Here is a 16,501-nt window from a genome sequence, read left to right as displayed (position 1 = left end):
CTCGGTAGCGGAGAGGCTGTGTTCTTACACGTCGCCCATCTAAACGTCGAACGGGGTGGGCGCGGCCCCGATGACGCCCGTCAGATGGCCCGGGGCGCGGGCCAGGCGCTCGTCGCCGGCCTGGTAGAAGCCCAGCAGCGAGAACAGCTTCAGCCCGCCCGCCTCGGCGACCAGTTCGGCCGCCACGCCGTCGACGGCCAGGGCCTCGACGATGGCGTCGACGGCCTTGGGGCTGTCGGTGACCCAGAAGGTCTGGTCGCCGCCGGTCGGTTCGACCTCGACCTCGGCCACCGCGAAGGCCGCCTGCGGGCCCCAGCGTTCCAGGCAGGGCAGGGCGGCGAAGATCTTCAGGCGGGGCTCGGCCAGCAGACGGGCCCACCAGGCGCTGTCGGGGGCCAACGCCAGGACGCCGACGCCCCAGGGCGTCTTGGCGGCGGCCAGGGCCTCCTTGTCGGAGGCGACCACCCGCATCGGCGGGGCCACGCCGAAGCGCAGGCGGGTCAGTTCCACGGCGCGGGCTGGGTCGCGGCCGCCCCAGACGGTCAGGTGATAGGGCCCCTGGCGCGCCAGGCTGTCGGACATCAGCTCGCGCCAGATGCGGATCACCAGGGCGTCGCCGGCGGCGGTGCGCGGGGTCGACAGCAGCTTGCGGATGATCAGGGCCTCGCGGCCGGGGCGCAGGCCAAAGCCGGTGTCGCCGGCCGCCGCCTTGGCCGCCGCCACGGCGCGGGCCAGGCCCGCCCGCTCGTCGAGCAGGGCCAGAAGCTCACCGTCGATGGCGTCGATACGCCATCGGACCTCGTCCAGCGAAGGCGTCGCATCGCCTGCGTCGCTACCCATGATTTGTCCCCGAAATTGGAGGGCGGACCATAGACTTTGCCGCCGGAGGCGCAATAGGGCAGGTCGCGGGGAATAAACTTGCGTGGTTCATCGATCGCAATTCGCTCAAAACCTGCCCACCACCGTTTTCCCAGCGAAGGCCGGGATCCAGATTCATCCAGAGCGGCTCGTGGGTTTGACCTGGGCCCCGGCCTTCGCCGGGGAGACGGAATTCAAAGTACCCCAGGCTCAATAAACTCGCGGCGAAGGTCCGGTGTCGAACAGACCCAGCCGGGTGCGGCCGTCGTCGAACCGCAGGGTGGCCGACAGGGTCGGGTCCTGGCCCAGGGCCTGGGCGATCGCCGCGGCGGCGGCTTCGGGGCTCTTCGGGGTCTCGCCCGGCGTCGGGGTCTCGCGGACCGCGACGTCCAGCGCGCCCCGCAGGCGGCCGTCGATCCCGACGGTCAGGTCGCCGGACTTGGCCTCCAGCAGCGCCTCGCCCGCCGTCAGCTTGCCCTGCCGCACCGTCAGGGCGCCGCCGGCCTGGGACCAGTCGCGTACGGCGTCGGCCCAGCTGGTCCCGCGCAGGGCGCCGACCTTGGTCAGGCGGGCGTCCCACAACAGGGCGGCGGTGCGGTCCTGGGCGATGCGGCCCAGCAGGCCTGTAAAGCGGGCCTTGGCGCCGTCGGCCTTGAACTGGACCGCGGCCTGGTCGTCCGGACCCGGGTAGACGCGCAGCCGCAGCAGGGCCGTCGACAGCAGCGGGAAGGGCGCGGCGCCGGGGGCCGGGGTGAAGGTCAGGTGGGCGCCCTCGACCGCGATGCGCGGCGGATACTGGTCGAAGCCGGCGAAGCTGGCCCGCAGGGCCTGGCCGGTGATCGCCACGTCGCCGCCGACCGGCCGGGTCATCACCACGCCGGCGGGGGCGACCACGACCCAGTGGCCGATGTCGTAGGCCAGGGCCTCGCCCTTCAGTTCCGGGGCCCGCAGCGCCCAGCCCGACGGCTCGGCCACCCGCGCGTCGGTCAGGCGGACGTCCATGCGGAACGGGTAGCCGCTGAAGGTCCGGCTCTTCCACGACAGGTCGTAGCCGCGGGTCTTCATCGACACGGCGGTGGCGTCCATCCGCTGCTCGGCCTGGCCGCGCAGCCACAGCCAGCCGATGCTCCATCCCAGCACAATGATCGCCAGCACCACGAAAGGCGCCCACAGACCACGACGCCGGGGCTTGCGGGACGGGGCGGCGGCGTTATGGGTCATGGAAGAAGCGGCTCCGGTCGGGAAGAGTAATGGCAACGGACAGCGAAGACCGCTGGGTGTTCGGATATGGATCGCTGATGTGGCGGCCCGGGTTCCCGTTCATAGAGCGAAGAACGGCCGTGCTCCATGGGCGACGCCGCGCCTTCTGCATCTATTCGGTGCACCACCGGGGCACCTATGAGCGGCCCGGCCTGGTGCTGGGCCTGGCTCCGGGCGGCGCGGTGCGCGGCGCGGCCTACCGCGTGGCGGGGAGCGCCTGGCCCGAGGTCTATGACTATCTGCGCGAGCGCGAGCAGCCAACCGAGACCTATTTCGAGGCCTGGTCCGAGGTGCGGATCGACGGAAACGGCAGAGCCCCGGCCCTGGTCTTCCTGTCGGACCGCAACCACGGCCAATGGGCGGGGGCCCTGACGCTGGATCAGCAGTGCGAACTGATCGCCGGAGCGACGGGCCTGTCGGGGCGCAACATCGACTACCTGCGCGACCTCGTCCTGCACTTGCGCGAGGACGGGGTGCGCGACCATGCGATGGAGACCCTGCTCAAGATGGTCGAGGCGCGGGAAGCCGTCGCCTAGTCTCCCAGGCGCAACGCTTCGAGTCGGTGGTAGATCTCAGCCAGATGCCGGTCGCTGGCGGCGGCGATCGCCGCGGTCGCCGCCTGCCGCTTGCGTCCCGAGTCCGGCGCGAAGGCGACCTGCGGGAGCTTGGCGTCGCGCAGCGCCGCCAGGTCCATGGCCTGACGCTCGGCGGTCGTGCCGGTGATGCCGAAATGCGGCAGGATCTGTGTGTGCAGCGCGTCAGGCAGCTGCGCATAGTTGACCAGCAGGCCGCCGCCCTCGGCGTGGCCGCGCAAGGCGGCCTCGCAGACGACGGCCAGGACCCGCGCGCAATAGTCATCGTCGGGAACGCCGTCCGGCAGGTCCAGGCCGTAGAAGCCGGGCGGCGCATAGTCCGGCACCATCTGGATGCCGCGTTGGCGGGCCTGGGAGACCAGCACCTCCACCGGGTCGCGATAGAGGAACACCCAGGGCACGCCGGGGAAGGTCTTGCGAAACAGCGGCAGGGCCAGGGTGTGCCAGCTGTCCAGCTTGACGAAATAGCGGCTTTGGCCGGGGTCGCGGACCTGGCCAAGCGCGCCGATCATCGCCCTCAGCAGGGCCGCGTGGGCCTCGTCGCCGGGCTGGGACGCCAGACGGTCCAGTTGCACGACGGTGTCGATGGGCGGGGCCTCTGACACCACGACATGGGCCTCCAGTCTCGCCAGCATCTGGGCGACCAGGGTCGAACCGCAACGCGACATGTGGAAGATGAAGCCATCCGGCCGCAGGGTGGGCAGGCTGGCGGGCCACGCATCGAGCTGGGCTAGCGGCGTGCGGAAGCGAAACAGCCGGTTGAACGGCTGCTGCAGGACGCTTCGCAAGGAGCCCTCGAAGAAGGGCTCGACCAGGCGGCGCCGGCCGAACCAGGCCCAGGCGACGGTGTGCTGGACGCCATCCCACGACAGTTCGGTCGGAAGCCAGCCCGGCATTGGCGTGAAGTCGTCGATGAGCGCCGGCCGCGCCAGGCGGTCCAGGCCCAGGGGGTCTCTCCGCAGCAGAACGTTCAGGTCGTCGGCGTCCAGGCCGATATCGCGGGACCGCGCCGCCTCGACGGCCCGGTCGATGAAGGCGGGAACATCCTCGACGGCGCCCAGCCGTTCCTGGAGGATGGCGTCCTGGAGAACCAGCGTATGGAGACGGGCCAGGGCGTCGCGCGCGCCAGGTCTGGGGCCAGGGTTTCCGGGGCCAGGGTTTGGAAGCATCGGGGTTCCCGGTCGGCGCTTGTGGGGCTGGTCGCGGAAGATACGGAAGACTAGGGGGAGAGGATGGTGTTTCCCGATCGACTACAACTGCCTTTGTCGTTCGATCCCGTCCTGTTGCGCGGTGATCTCGACAGGCTTTCGTCGGTCGACTGGATTTCGCACTTCGTCACCCAAAACTACGAGGGCGACTGGAGCGTCATCCCCCTGCGCGGCGTCGCCGGGGCCAGCCATCCGGTCATGATGATCTATTCGGACCCGACGGCCACGGCGTTCGAGGACACCCCGATGCTGGCGGCCTGCGGCTATTTCCGCGAGGTCCTGGCCGCCTTCGCCTGCGAGGTCCAGAGCGTCCGCCTGATGCGGTTGACCCCCGGTTCGGTGATCAAGGAGCATAGCGACAACGATCTCGACGTCGCCAAGGGCGCGGTGCGCATCCACATTCCGATCACCACCAATCCCGAGGTCGAATTCCGGCTGAACGGCGCGCGGGTCGTCATGGCGCCGGGCAGCGCCTGGTACCTACGGCTGTCCGATCCGCACAGCGTGGCCAATCGGGGCGTGGAGGACCGCGTGCACCTGGTATTGGACGCGGTGGTCAATGACTGGGTGAGGCGGTTGCTCCGCGACGCCGCCGGTTACTGAGCCGGCGCCACCCGCGTCGCGTGCAGGAAGTCCACCACCCAACGCGACCCGTCGCGGTGCAGGGCCGCCGATTCCAGCCAGGTCATCGGTTTCATCCCCGTGGCGTCGCCGACCCGTCCGTGATTTTCCCAGGCCGCCCAGGCGACGTCGCATCCGCCGTGGATGTCGATGGGCCCCAGGTTCCATTCGTAGATTCGCCCCGCCTCGTGGGCCTTGCGGATCAGCGCCGCGAGCTCGGGGCCCGTGACCCGCTTGCCTTCGTAGGCATAGAAGCCGGACGAAGTGGCGGCGCCGAGGCCGGCCTCGTCATCCTTGGCGAGCGCGGTGAAAATGGAGCGGATCGCCTGCGAGATTTGTGTCTGGTCGGTCGCTAACAGCGCGCAGGCCTTGGGCGCGGCGGTGGCTGGCGCCGCCGACCCGGCGAAGAGGATGGCGGCGATCGCCGCGACGTGTCTGGCGTTCATCCGTTGTTGCTCCTCCTAGAGCCCTTCGTCCTCCAACGCCTTGGTGGCGGCGTCGATGCGGGTCTGGACCTCGCGCATGAACTCGCCGCGCTTCAGGCCGGCGGGGATGGCGGGCAGGTATTCGAAGACGATCGTGCCCGGTGGCCGCAGGAAGCCCTTGGGCCAGTGGACGCCGCAGTTCAGGGCCAAGGGCGTGACCGGCAGGTCCAGCTCGCGATAGAGCGCGGCGATGCCCGGCTTGTAGTCGCCGCCGACCCCGACATCGCCGCGAGTGCCTTCGGGGAAAATCACCACCTGGCGGGTTTCCTTCATCCGGTCGACGGTGTCGCGCACCAGCTTCTTCAGAGCCATGGAGTGGCCGGCGCGGTCGACGACGATCATCCCCGCCTTCAGCCCGTACCAGCCGAACAGCGGCACGCGCAGCAGTTCCTTCTTCATCACCAGGCAGGCGTCGGGCAGCAGGGCGAACTGGGCGAAGACGTCGAACATCGACTGGTGCTTGGCGGCGATCAGGGCTGGACCGGCCGGCAGGTGTTCGCGGCCCCGCACCTCGACCTTGGTCCCGGCCAGCACGCGCAATCCCAGGATCAGCCCATTGGCCCACACCCGCAGCGCCCAGATGGTGGCTTTGCGCGGCAGCACCAGGAACGGCAGCATCCACAGGGTGGTGAACACCGACCACACCCAGAAATACAGCTGGAACAGGAATGAACGCAGATAGATCAAGACGCTTCCTTCGTTGCTTCGCCCGTCGGGGGTTCTGCCTTCTCCTTCGGACCCAGCTTGAGGAACGCCTCACGGCCCAGGATCGCCAGGTACTTGCAGTATTCCACGGTCATGCGCCGCGCGCTCGTGCCGCCTTTCCACCAACGGTGGGCGTTGAGGCTCTCGGTGACCACCGGATAGGGGTGCAGCGTCACGTCGGGCATGGTCGCCCGCAGTTCCAGCATCGAGCGTGGCATGTGGTAGTCGGCCGTGACGACGATCAGGCTGTGATAGTCCTTGGCCTTGGCCCACTCGGCGGTCTCGCTGGCGTTGCCGATGGTGTCGGCCGCGCTGTAGCCCAGGTCGATGCAGCATTCGTAGATCGGCCGCACGGCCTTGGTGACACCCAGCACGTCTTCGCGAGAAGCTTCGCGGTTGACGCCGGAGATCAGCAACCGCTTGCCCTTGCCGGCTTCCAACAGCTTGGTCGCCGCCTCCAGCCGCAGGTTGGACGCGCCGGTCAGCACCACCACCCCGTCCGAGACGGGCGGTTCAGCGGGCGGCGTGGACTGGTCGACGCGGCTGGTGAAGGCCAGCAGGCCCACGAACCAGACCATCACCAGGATCAGCAGGGCCGCGATGCTCTTCATGGCATGGCTCTCAACAGGCGCAGGGAGGCGGCGCGGGCCGCGATCCCGGCCACCAGCGCCGCCACCAACGGGCAGGGCAGGGGCGCCAGCAGATCGATCCAGGCCAGCGGCAAGACCGGAGTCAGTCCCTGGCCGCCCCCCGCGAGCCGCGCCGCCGCGCCGATGATGGCCGCGCCCGCGCCGCCCAGCAAGCCGGCGATGAAGGCCATGCCCGCGAAACGGTTCTGGAACAGGCTGGCGATGAAGCTGTCCTCGGCCCCCGAGAAGTGCAGGACCTCGATGACGTCGTGACGCGCGGTCAGGGCGGCGCGGGTGGCGAAGATGATCACCGCCCCGGCGGCGGCGGCGATCAGGGCGAAGACGCCGATCGCCGCCCAGCGGGCCAGGCGGGCGGCGCGCTCGATGTCGGCGATCCAGCGGCTGTGGTCGTCGACCACGGCGTCGACATTGGCTTCCTTCAGCGCCTTGGCCAGCGTGGCGGCCGTGGCCGGGGCCCTGGCGTCGAGGTCCAGGGTCACCAGGCGCGGAACGGGCAGGTCGGCGATCAGGGCCTCGCGGCCGATCCAGGGTTCGAGCAGGGCCTCGGCCTTGTCCTTGGGCAGGGCGCGGGCCTCGGTGACGCCCTTGACCCCCGACAGGGTCTCGGCGGCGCGGGCCGCGGCGCTGTCGGGGGTCTCGCCCGAGCGCGGGCGCACCACGACGGTGGCAGAGCCGGTCAGTTGGGCGGTCCAGCCGGTGGCGGCGCGGGTCGAAGCCAGGGCGGCCAGGGCCGTCAGGCAGGCCAGGAAGCACAGCACCGCGACCACGAACACCAGCGAGCCGTCGCGGGCGTCGCGGGGCGGCAGCAGCGGCGCCGGCTTCCAGCGGGCGACGGTGAAGCCCTCGCTCATGCCCCGCCCCCCGCGTAATCCTCATCATAGCCGTCGCCGGAGTCGCCGAAATCGACCAGGCGGCCCTTTTCGAGGTGCAGGGTCGGGCGGTTGGCGCGGGCCACCAGGTCTTCGTCGTGGGTGGCGATCAGCACCGTGGTGCCCAGGCGGTTGAGCTCGACGAACAGCCGCAGCAGGCGCAGCGACATGGCCGGATCGACATTGCCGGTCGGCTCGTCGGCCAGCAGCACGTCGGGCCGATCGACCACGGCGCGGGCGATGGCCAGGCGCTGCTTCTCGCCGCCCGACAGGGTGGCGGGCAGGGCGTGCATGCGGTCGCCCAGGCCTACCCATTGCAGCAGCTCGGCCACGTCGTCGCGATAGGTCGCCGGCTTGCGGCCCGAGATGCGCAGCGGCAGGGCGGCGTTGTCGAACACCGACAGGTGTTCCAGCAGCCGGAACTCCTGGAACACCACGCCGATGCGGCGGCGCAGGAACGGCAGGTCCTCGGGCTTGACCAGGCTGACGTCGCGGCCGAACAGCTCGACGCGACCCCTTGACGCACGGTGGGCCAGGTAGATCAGCTTGAGCAGCGAACTCTTGCCGGCCCCCGACGGGCCGGTGAGGAAATGGAAAGACCCTGGGTGTAGAGAAAAGGCGAGGTCGCTCAGGGTTTCCGGCCCTCGTCCATACCGCATCGAGACGCCCTCGAAGCGGACGACGGGGACGGAGTCATCGTCCGGATCTTCGTCGATGCGCAAGGGTGTGTCGCTGGGGCTTGTGGACATGGCTGGCAAAATCGGCGACCTCGTGGGTAGGAGCGGGGAGCGTCCGATTCGCGGCCATGATACTGACCTGTCCCGAGTGCGCCAGCCGCTATTTCGTCGATGACTCCAAGGTCGGCTCGGCTGGACGTGTCGTGCGATGCGCGGCCTGCGGCCACCGCTGGACGGCCCGCAACGAAGAAGCCCTGGACCTGTTCGAGGAGCCGTCGGCCGCCGACCTGGCCGCCGAACCGAACCTGACCGCGCTGGACGGCGCGACCAATGCCACCGACGACCCCGAAGCCCCGGTCAGCGCCCTGCCGGGCGAGGAACTGCCCAAGGTGTTCCGGGCCCGCGCCGACGCCGAGCGCCGGCTGAGGGAAGCCAAGACCACCGGCGTCATCTGGGGCGGCATGGTCGCGGTGATGGTGGTCATCCTGGTGGCCGCCGGCGTGTTCCGGATGAACGTCGCCCACTTGTGGCCCAGCACCGCCGGAGCCTACGCCTTCGCCCGCATGCCGGTGAACAATGTCGGCTTGGTGATCGAGAACCTGAAGGCCGAGCCGTCGATGCAGGACGGCCATGCCGCCGTGACCATCACCGGGATTCTGCGCAACATCACCGACCATACGGTCGCCACCCCGCCGCTGCGGGTGGCCCTGCTCAACGCCCACGACAAGCGGGTGGCCGGCAAGCTTGCCGCCGCCGCCGACCCGATGATCCCGCCCAGCCAGACCCGGCACTTCTCGGTGACCCTGCTGGACCCGCCCAAGACCGCCAAGATCCTGGAAATCGGCTTCGCCCTGGAAGCCGGCGCGGCCAGGGCGGCCGGCGCCGCGCCCCGGTTGGAGAAGGTTTCCGACCACCAGGCCCCCTCGCTGCGCGGGGCCCAGGACCAGCCGGCCGAGATCGCCGCCGGCGCCCCGGCCGACGCCGACGCGGCGCAAGGGGCTGGACAGGAGCCCCCAGGTCATGAGACCGGAGCGGTCGAACCGGCCCCGGCCGACCACCACTGAAGAATCCTGAAATGACCGATCGCGCCGCCCCCGAAGTCCTGATCTCGCAAGAAGAGATCGCCGAGCGGGTGGAAGCCCTGGCCAAGCTGATCGCGCCGCGCATCGACAACGACACCGTCGCCGTCTGCTTGCTGACCGGTGGCCTGTGGTTCGCCGCCGACCTGACCCGGGCGCTGTGGCGGGCCGGTCGCGACGTGCGCTTCGACGCCCTGTGGCTGGCCTCTTACCATGACGAGCGCAAGAGCTCGGGCCGCTGCGAGGTCCGCGCCGACCTGCAGCGCCCACTGATCGGCCGCCGCGCCCTGGTGCTGGACGACGTGCTCGACACCGGCCTGTCGCTGGGCGAGGCCGCCCGCCTGGTCAAGGACGCCGGCGCCAGCGAAGTCCTGACCGCCGTCTTCGCCCGCAAGCCCTGGCCCAAGCCGCGCATCGAGCCCGATTTCGTGGCCTGGGAAGCGCCGGCCCGGTACCTGGTGGGTTACGGCCTGGACGATGAGGGCAAGAGCCGTGGGCTGCCGTATATCGGGGCGATGGACTGATCGACCTTAATCCTCCCCCTGTGGGGGAGGCGGCGCGAAGCGCCGGTGGGGGGAGCAGGCCCACCTCGCCAAACTCCCCCCTCCGTCGGCTGCGCCGACACCTCCCCCAAAGGGGGAGGAATTTCTAAACCCAGTCCGGCACCACGTCCCGGCTCAGCATCTCCTCATACGACGGCCGCGCGCGGATCACCGCGAACCTGTCCCCGTCGACCAGCACCTCGGGGACCAGCGGCCGGGTGTTGTACTCGCTGGCCATGGCCGCGCCGTAGGCGCCCGCCGACATGAAGGCCACCAGATCCCCCGCCCCCAACGGCGGCAAGGCGCGATCACGGGTGAACGTGTCGCCGGTCTCGCAGATCGGCCCCACGACGTCGTAGTTCGTTTCCCCCGTGCGCGGGGTCAGCGGACGGATGTCGTGGAAGGCGTCGTACATCGCCGGGCGGATCAGGTCGTTCATCGCCGCGTCGATGACCAGGAAGCGCTTGCCCTCCGGCCGCTCGTGGACGTGGATCACCTCGCTGACCAGCACCCCGGCGTTGGCGGCGATCACCCGGCCCGGCTCGAAGGCCAGCGTCACGGGCAGGCCCTGCGTCACTTCGGCGACCATGGCCGCGAAGTCGGCGGGCGAGGGCGGTTCGGGCATGTTGAAATAGGGCACGCCCAGGCCGCCGCCCAGGTCCAGGCGCTCGACGTGCAAGCCCTCGCCCAACAGTTGTTCGACCAGGCCGCGCATCTTGGTGAAGGCCTGGCGCATGGGCGTCAGGTCGGTGATCTGGCTGCCGATGTGGCAGGCCACGCCGATCGGCTCGAGATGGGCGTGGTTCGAGGCATTGGCGTAGAGGCGCGCGGCCTCGGCGAACGACACGCCGAACTTGTTCTCGGACTTGCCCGTGGCGATCTTGGCGTGGCCGCCGGCCGCGACGTCGGGATTGACCCGGAACGCCACCTTGGCCTTGACGCCCAGCTCGGCGGCGACGACGGCGATCAGGTTCAGCTCGGGCTCGGACTCGACGTTGATCTCGGCGACGCCCGCTTGCAGCGCGAAGGCGATCTCGCCGCGCTTCTTGCCGACGCCGGAGAACACGATCCGCTCGCCGGGGATGCCGGCCGCCAGGGCGCGACGCACCTCGCCCTCCGACACCGTGTCGGCCCCGGCCCCCAGGTCGCCCAGCACCTTGAGCACCGCGACGTTGGAATTGGCCTTCACCGCATAGGCGATCAAAGGGTCGACGATCCCGGCCAGCTCCAGGGCGGCGCGGAACACCGTGTAGTGCCGCTCCAGCGTGGCGCGGGAATAGACATAGACCGGCGTGCCGACCGCGTCGGCGATGCGGGCCAGCGGGACGCCTTCGCAGGCGAGGCCTTCGGGGCCGTATTCGAAATGGTTCACTTCAGGGCTTTCCTGGCGATTTTCTTCAAGCGCCTTGCGTCCTTCGAGGCCCGCTGCGCGGGCGCCTCAGGATGAGGAGCTTTGTGCGGACTGCCTCATCCTGAGGTGCGAGCCGCAGGCGAGCCTCGAAGGACGCAGGGCGAGGGTCTCAGTTCTTCGTCGCGCCGGGGAAGCCGGCGGCCGAGGGGCCGCCGAACGGGTCGGTCTGGGTGCCGCCCAGCGGCGCGGCGCGGTTGGTGCGGTTGCTCGACGCCGGGTCCATGTTTTCCTGGACGCCGCCGGGGCGGGCCGGCTGGTTGGCCTGGGCCGAACCGGCGCGGCGCTCGGCCTCGAAGGCGGCCTTCTTCTGGGCGTTCCACAGCGGGGCCGGACGCTCGAGCGCGGCCTGCTTGCCGCAGGCCGCCAGGCCCATGGACGACACGGCCAGCGCGGCCAGGGTCACGAAAGCGAGGGGACGGATCATCCGAGCAGTTCCTTCCAACGCGCGACCTGGGCGCGAACCTGGGCGGGAGCGGTCCCGCCATAGCTGATGCGGCTGGCCGCCGAGGCGGCGGGCGTGAGCACGGTGTAGATATCAGAAGTGATGCGCGGCTCGATCGCCTGCAAGTCGGCCAGCGCCAGTTCCGCCAGATCCACGCCCTTGATCTCCGCCGCCTTCACGGCCGAGCCTGTCACGTGGTGGGCGTCGCGGAAAGGCATGTTCAGCGTGCGGACCAGCCAATCGGCCAGGTCGGTGGCGGTGGAGAAGCCCGCGCCGGCGGCGGCGGCCATTTTCTGCGTGTTCGGCGTCAGGTCGGCGACCATGCCGGCCATGGCCAGCAGGCTCAGCTCCAGGGCGTCGAAGGCCTCGAAGGTCGGGACCTTGTCCTCCTGCATGTCCTTGGAATAGGCCAGCGGCAGGCCTTTCATCACCACCGTCAGGGTGGTCAGCGAGCCCAGGATCCGGCCGACCTTGGCGCGGATCAGTTCAGCCGCGTCGGGGTTCTTCTTCTGCGGCATGATCGAGCTGCCGGTGGTGAAGGCGTCGGTCAGCTTGATGAAGCCGAACATCGGCGTCGTCCACAGCACGATCTCCTCGGCCAGGCGCGACAGGTGGGTGGCGGCGATCGAGGCGGCCGACAGGGCCTCCAGGGCGAAGTCGCGGGCCGAGACGCTGTCCAGTGAATTGGCGGTCGGCCGATCGAAGCCCAGGGCGGCGGCCGTGGCGTGACGGTCGATCGGGAAGGGCGAACCGGCCAGGGCGGCGGCGCCCAGCGGGCACTCGTTCATCCGGGCCCGGGCGTCCTTGAACCGCGAGGCGTCGCGGCCGAACATCTCGACATAGGCCATCAGGTGGTGGCCGAAGGTCACCGGCTGGGCCGGCTGCAGGTGGGTGAAGCCCGGCATCAGGGCGTCGGCATAGGCCTCGGCCTGGGCGACCAGCGCCTTTTGCAAAGCCTCGAGCTGGGCTGCGGAACGGTCGCAGGCCTCGCGGACCCACAGGCGGAAATCGACCGCCACCTGGTCGTTGCGCGAGCGGGCGGTGTGCAGCCGGCCGGCCGTCGGGCCGATCAGCTCGCGCAGCCGCGCCTCGATGTTCATGTGGATGTCTTCGTACTCGTCGCGGAACGGGAAGGTCCCGGCGACGATCTCGGCCTCGATGGCGTCCAGGCCCCTGAGGATTTCCTCGCCGTCCTGGCTTGCAATCACGCCCTGGGTAATCAACATCCGGGCATGGGCGCGGGAGCCCGCCAAGTCCTGCGCCCACAGGCGCTTGTCGAAGCCGATGCTGACATTGATCGCCTGCATCAGCTCCGCCGGCTTGGCCGAGAACCTGCCGCCCCACATGGCTTGGCCCTGTCCGCCCGTCGCGGTCTGGGGCTTATCGGAGGCGTTGTCGGTCATATGAGCGAAATCCAGTCGGACAAGAACCAGGCGGCGCCGAAGCGCAGCCCGCTGAAGTGGGCGATCGGCGCCGTTCTGCTGATCGGCGTCGCGGCGGTTCTATACGTCATCGCCTCGGCTTCGTTCAAACCCGCAGGCGTCGTCGACCTCAAGGAATTCAAGAAAGCGTCGCTAGAGAAGCTGGAAGTGCCCGCCGAGCCGCGCGGCCAACCGGCCACGGTGTTCACCGACGGGGCCGGCAAGGAACTGACCCTGGCCGATTTCAAGGGCCAGGTGGTGGTGATGAACCTCTGGGCCACCTGGTGCGCGCCCTGCAAGAAGGAGATGCCGACCCTGGCGAAACTCCAGGCCAGCTACGCGACCCAGCCGCTGAAGGTGCTGCCGATCAGCGTCGACCGCGACAGCGACCTCAACCTGGTGCGGGCCGAGATGACGGCCAACGCGCCGCTGCAGGTCTATCGTGACCCCGGCTACAAGCTGTCGTTCGAACTGGATCCGCGCGCCCAGGGCTACCCGACCACCGTGATCTACGACAAGCAGGGCCGTGAGCGGGCCCGGCTGTCGGGCGACGCCGACTGGTCCAGCCCCGAAGCCCACGGATTGGTCGAGGCGCTGCTGGCCGAGCATTGAAGCCGAATGCGCGCTTAAGCATATCGGCGTTTTTTGAATTGACCCCTCAACAGGGCCGTGTCCAATCTGCCGCGCAATCCTGGATTTGGGCCTGCTACCGCTACCCGGACAACTGCGATTGTTACCCGCCCGCGATGTCCGGGCATCGGATCGGCTTTGGTCTAGGAGACTTCGATATGGCGACCGGCGTGGTGAAATGGTTCAACGGAACCAAGGGTTTCGGCTTCATCCAGCCCGATGACGGCGGCAAGGACGTGTTCGTCCACATCAGCGCCGTCGAACGCGCGGGGCTGCGCAGCCTCGACGAAGGCCAGAAGGTCAGCTTCGACACCGCCGAAGAGCGCGGCAAGATCGCGGCCAACAATCTGAAGCCCCTCTAGGAGCTGTGGACAGTAAGCGCTGAAGGGTGATGCGGTGCGTCCTTCGAGGCTTCGCTACGCTACGCACCTCAGGATGAGGAGCATTGTTGCTGAAAGGACGCACGGCGCTTCCTGGACCAAACCGCTCAACTGTCCACAGAGCCTAGAGCGTTTCCCGACCTGATTGCATCAGGCCGGGCGCGCTAGTCTTTTGTTTTGACGCGTTTTCTTCACGCGAACCGGTACCCACTTCGCTTGAAAACGCTCTAGGTTTTTCGGCCTATCGCGAGATTTGACGGGCGTCGGTTGCAAGCAACCGGCGCCCGTCTGCTATTGAGGCGTCATGATCGTCGATCCCCGCCTTCTCGAGCCCGTCGCCGACCGGGCGTGGCCCGCGCGCGAGAGCGCCGCCCTGGGCGGCTGGCGGCTGAACGCCTCGGACGGCTGGTCGCTGCGCATCAACGCCTGCTGGCCGTTGGGCGACCCCGGTTGGCCGGTCGACGAGGCGATCGACGCGGTCGAGGCGTTCTACGCCACGCGGGGCCTGCCGACCCGGTTCAAGCTGGCCGAAGGGGCGGTAGTCCCGGCCAACCTGTCCGAACACCTGGCGGCGCGCGGCTACCGGCCCGTCCACGATACGCTGGTGATGGTGGGGGAGGTGGTCGGCGGCGCGCCGGCCGCCGCGATCCTGTCCGACCGGCCCGATCCGGCCTTCGAGGCGGTGTTCGCCGCCAGCGCGGCCGGCAACGCCGCCGACGCCCGCGAACGGTTGGACGCCCTGGCGCGCATCCCCGCGCCCGCCCGCTTCGCCCGCCTGGACCTCGACGGCGAGACCGCGGCCCTGGGAGCCAGCGCGATCGACGGCGAATGGGTCGGGATCTTCGGCATGCGGACCTTGCCGGACCATCGCCGCCGGGGGCTGGCGCGGCGGATCCTGGCGACCTTGCTGCACGAAGCCTCGGTTCTGGGCGCGCGGTGGGCCTATCTCCAGGTCGAGGCCGACAACGCCCCGGCCATCGCGCTCTACGGCGACCTGGGTTTCCTGCCGGCCTATGGGTATCGGTATTGGGTGGCGGAGGATTGAAGGGGGGGCGTCAAGTCCTCCCCCTGTGGGGGAGGTGTCGGCGAAGCCGACGGAGGGGGGAATGATCGGCCGATGGCCACAACCCGGACCGGCGATCCTAAGCCTCCCCCCACCGGCCTTCGGCCGCCTCCCCCACAGGGGGAGGGACTGAAGCGTACCTAGTCCAGATCGAAGACGAACCGATCATGCTCGGGATGCAGGCAGCTCTGGTCGATCGGGGCGTTGGGGTCGGCCAGGAAGGCGCGGATCATCTTGCGGGCGCAGGCGCTGTTTCGCGACACGCCGTGGGTGGTGTTGGGGATGATCGACAGCTGGCCCTTGGAAAAGCGGCCGACCGCCGCCTTGGCCACGGCCGGCGGGCAGCCCGGATCGATCTCGGCGGCCAGGAACAGGGTCGGCAGGGCGCTGCTGACCGGCTGGGCCTCGACCGGGTCGGGCGTGCCGACCGGATAGGCCTTGCAGACCGCGAAATAGCGCCCCATCGAGGCCTCCAGCAGGCGCGAAACCGGGTCGCGCTGGGCGCCGGCCCGCATCTTCGCCTCGCTCTCGAAGGGGAACTCCTCCTTGCACAGATGGGTCAGGTGCTGGGCCTCGGCATAGCCGCTGCGCCCCTCCATCTGCTCGGCCAGGGCGGTCATGTCGCCGGCCGCGAACTTGGCGACGGTGGCGGGCAGGGCCCGGGCGTCCGGGCCGCTATAGGCCGCGTCCATCAGATAGCCGCCCAGGTCGTCGGCGGCGTAGACGCGGCCGTTGATGGTCTGGGGACCGGCCAGCAGGCGGTTGGCGACGGTGTCGAGGTCGGCGCCGGGATGCGGATACTTGGCGGCGCAGGCGGCGTCGGCGGCGCAGCGCTTGAAGATCTCCTTCACCGCGTCGGACACCATCTCCGGCCCACCCTCGGCCCACTTGGCCTCCGGCGTCCAGGGCGAGTCCAGCACCACGGCCCGTACGCCGCGCGGGTCGTGCTTGACGACGGCCAGGGCGATGCGGGTGCCGTAGGAGACGCCCAGCAAGTCGACCTGCTTGAGGCCAAGGGTCTGGCGCAGGTCCTGGATATCCTTGACCACCTCCTCGGCATTGTAGCGCGACAGGTCGACGCCCGAGGCCTGGAGCCGCTCCGAGCAGGCGACCAGCTCCTGGGCGGCGGCGTCGTTCAGCGGGCCGGCGTCGTTCAGGGCGACTTCGCCGCAGTCGAGCGAAGGCTGGGACAGGCCGCCGCCACGCTGGTCGAAGAAGATCCAGTCCTGGTCGACGGCGACCAGTTCGCGACCGGCCGCGCCGCGCAACTGGCGGGCGACGCGCTCGGCCGTGCCGCCGCCGGGACCGCCGTGCAGATAGATGACCGGCACGGCGCCCGCCTTGGGCGCGCTGGCCCTGACGATGGCGACGGGGAGGGCGACGCGCCGCACGCCCGGACCGCCGCGCGTCTCGTCGACCACCAGGGTCCCGCACTCGATCCGGTTGGCGACGCCGGTATAGTCGCCGGCGCAGGCGCCGGGCAGGAACTTCGGCGCGGCGGCGTGGGCGCCGCTCGCCAGGGCCACCGCCGCCAGACCCGCCGCCAGGTTGGCCGAGAGGGCCGCGCCCCAGATCATCTTTCGCATGCGAACCCCGCGACTGTGTTG

19 protein-coding genes are annotated in these 16,501 nt (G+C 69.8%); 7 read left to right on the top strand and 12 right to left on the bottom strand.

Annotated features, from left to right (window positions below; genetic code table 11):
• Nucleotides 1-39: 39 nt before the first annotated feature.
• Both ASD79_RS17160 and ASD79_RS17155 read right to left on the bottom strand, forming a co-directional pair.
• A complete protein-coding gene (locus tag ASD79_RS17160; RefSeq protein ID WP_056723758.1) occupies nucleotides 40-840 on the bottom strand; it encodes a chorismate mutase in 801 nt (266 codons plus the stop codon).
• Between the two features lie 228 nt (nucleotides 841-1,068).
• A complete protein-coding gene (locus tag ASD79_RS17155; protein WP_056723756.1) occupies nucleotides 1,069-2,079 on the bottom strand; it encodes a DUF2125 domain-containing protein in 1,011 nt (336 codons plus the stop codon).
• A gap of 29 nt (nucleotides 2,080-2,108) precedes the next feature.
• Here ASD79_RS17155 and ASD79_RS17150 point away from each other — a divergent pair, with 29 nt between their 5' ends.
• A complete protein-coding gene (locus tag ASD79_RS17150) occupies nucleotides 2,109-2,654 on the top strand; it encodes a gamma-glutamylcyclotransferase (protein ID WP_056723754.1) in 546 nt (181 codons plus the stop codon).
• Here ASD79_RS17150 and ASD79_RS17145 read toward each other — a convergent pair.
• Nucleotides 2,651-3,880, bottom strand: a complete 1,230-nt coding sequence (locus ASD79_RS17145; protein ID WP_056723753.1) for an aspartyl beta-hydroxylase — start codon at nucleotides 3,878-3,880, stop codon at nucleotides 2,651-2,653. The two genes, ASD79_RS17150 and ASD79_RS17145, sit on opposite strands and share 4 nt — an antisense overlap.
• A gap of 63 nt (nucleotides 3,881-3,943) precedes the next feature.
• Here ASD79_RS17145 and ASD79_RS17140 point away from each other — a divergent pair, with 63 nt between their 5' ends.
• A complete protein-coding gene (locus ASD79_RS17140) occupies nucleotides 3,944-4,522 on the top strand; it encodes an aspartyl/asparaginyl beta-hydroxylase domain-containing protein (RefSeq protein ID WP_056723750.1) in 579 nt (192 codons plus the stop codon).
• On the opposite strand, the gene ASD79_RS17135 is transcribed toward ASD79_RS17140, so the two are convergent.
• The 5 genes from ASD79_RS17135 to ftsE are packed head-to-tail and all read right to left on the bottom strand — an operon-like array spanning nucleotide 4,516 to nucleotide 7,971.
• Nucleotides 4,516-4,986, bottom strand: a complete 471-nt coding sequence (locus ASD79_RS17135) for a hypothetical protein (RefSeq protein WP_056723749.1) — start codon at nucleotides 4,984-4,986, stop codon at nucleotides 4,516-4,518. The genes ASD79_RS17140 and ASD79_RS17135 overlap by 7 nt on opposite strands.
• Before the next feature lie 15 nt (nucleotides 4,987-5,001).
• Nucleotides 5,002-5,712, bottom strand: coding sequence for a 1-acyl-sn-glycerol-3-phosphate acyltransferase (locus tag ASD79_RS17130; protein ID WP_056723747.1), 711 nt, complete (start codon nucleotides 5,710-5,712; stop codon nucleotides 5,002-5,004).
• Nucleotides 5,709-6,341 carry a YdcF family protein gene (locus tag ASD79_RS17125; RefSeq protein ID WP_056723745.1) on the bottom strand — a complete coding sequence of 211 codons (633 nt, stop codon included), beginning with the start codon at nucleotides 6,339-6,341 and terminating at the stop codon, nucleotides 5,709-5,711. The genes ASD79_RS17130 and ASD79_RS17125 overlap by 4 nt, the downstream gene beginning before the upstream one ends.
• Nucleotides 6,338-7,231 carry an ABC transporter permease gene (locus ASD79_RS17120; protein WP_056723742.1) on the bottom strand — a complete coding sequence of 298 codons (894 nt, stop codon included), beginning with the start codon at nucleotides 7,229-7,231 and terminating at the stop codon, nucleotides 6,338-6,340. Before ASD79_RS17120 ends, ASD79_RS17125 begins: the two co-directional genes overlap by 4 nt.
• Nucleotides 7,228-7,971, bottom strand: coding sequence for a cell division ATP-binding protein FtsE (gene ftsE / locus ASD79_RS17115; RefSeq protein WP_156400551.1), 744 nt, complete (start codon nucleotides 7,969-7,971; stop codon nucleotides 7,228-7,230). Before ftsE ends, ASD79_RS17120 begins: the two co-directional genes overlap by 4 nt.
• Before the next feature lie 83 nt (nucleotides 7,972-8,054).
• Here ftsE and ASD79_RS17110 point away from each other — a divergent pair, with 83 nt between their 5' ends.
• Entirely contained in the window at nucleotides 8,055-8,990 is a 936-nt protein-coding gene (locus ASD79_RS17110; protein WP_156400550.1) for a DUF3426 domain-containing protein, read from the top strand.
• Between the two features lie 11 nt (nucleotides 8,991-9,001).
• Entirely contained in the window at nucleotides 9,002-9,529 is a 528-nt protein-coding gene (locus ASD79_RS17105) for a phosphoribosyltransferase (RefSeq protein WP_056723738.1), read from the top strand.
• 124 nt (nucleotides 9,530-9,653) lie between these two features.
• Here the strand turns inward: ASD79_RS17105 and lysA are convergent, their stop codons facing one another.
• From lysA to argH, 3 genes are all read right to left on the bottom strand, one after another.
• Nucleotides 9,654-10,919 carry a diaminopimelate decarboxylase gene (gene lysA, locus ASD79_RS17100; protein WP_056723735.1) on the bottom strand — a complete coding sequence of 422 codons (1,266 nt, stop codon included), beginning with the start codon at nucleotides 10,917-10,919 and terminating at the stop codon, nucleotides 9,654-9,656.
• A gap of 148 nt (nucleotides 10,920-11,067) precedes the next feature.
• Nucleotides 11,068-11,400, bottom strand: a complete 333-nt coding sequence (locus ASD79_RS17095) for a hypothetical protein (RefSeq protein WP_056723733.1) — start codon at nucleotides 11,398-11,400, stop codon at nucleotides 11,068-11,070.
• Nucleotides 11,379-12,803 (bottom strand): argininosuccinate lyase, encoded by a 1,425-nt coding sequence (gene argH / locus ASD79_RS17090; protein WP_156400549.1) that lies wholly within the window; start codon nucleotides 12,801-12,803, stop codon nucleotides 11,379-11,381. Before argH ends, ASD79_RS17095 begins: the two co-directional genes overlap by 22 nt.
• On the opposite strand from argH, the gene ASD79_RS17085 reads away from it, so the two are divergent.
• The 3 genes from ASD79_RS17085 to ASD79_RS17075 all read left to right on the top strand — a co-directional run bounded on the left by ASD79_RS17085 (nucleotide 12,804) and on the right by ASD79_RS17075 (nucleotide 14,876).
• Nucleotides 12,804-13,433, top strand: coding sequence for a TlpA disulfide reductase family protein (locus ASD79_RS17085; protein ID WP_056723731.1), 630 nt, complete (start codon nucleotides 12,804-12,806; stop codon nucleotides 13,431-13,433).
• A 176-nt stretch (nucleotides 13,434-13,609) separates the two neighbouring features.
• Entirely contained in the window at nucleotides 13,610-13,813 is a 204-nt protein-coding gene (locus ASD79_RS17080) for a cold-shock protein (protein WP_056723728.1), read from the top strand.
• Between the two features lie 322 nt (nucleotides 13,814-14,135).
• The gene (locus ASD79_RS17075) at nucleotides 14,136-14,876 is read left to right on the top strand and encodes a GNAT family N-acetyltransferase (protein ID WP_082584996.1); all 741 of its coding nucleotides are present in this window, start codon (nucleotides 14,136-14,138) and stop codon (nucleotides 14,874-14,876) included.
• A 158-nt stretch (nucleotides 14,877-15,034) separates the two neighbouring features.
• On the opposite strand, the gene ASD79_RS17070 is transcribed toward ASD79_RS17075, so the two are convergent.
• Nucleotides 15,035-16,480, bottom strand: coding sequence for an alpha/beta hydrolase (locus tag ASD79_RS17070; protein ID WP_056723725.1), 1,446 nt, complete (start codon nucleotides 16,478-16,480; stop codon nucleotides 15,035-15,037).
• Nucleotides 16,481-16,501 lie beyond the last annotated feature (21 nt).

It is taken from the genome of Caulobacter sp. Root655, assembly GCF_001427665.1.
Lineage (GTDB): Bacteria > Pseudomonadota > Alphaproteobacteria > Caulobacterales > Caulobacteraceae > Caulobacter.
The sequence above is the reverse complement of the archived record's forward strand: the minus strand, read 5'-3'. Positions and strand labels throughout refer to the sequence as shown.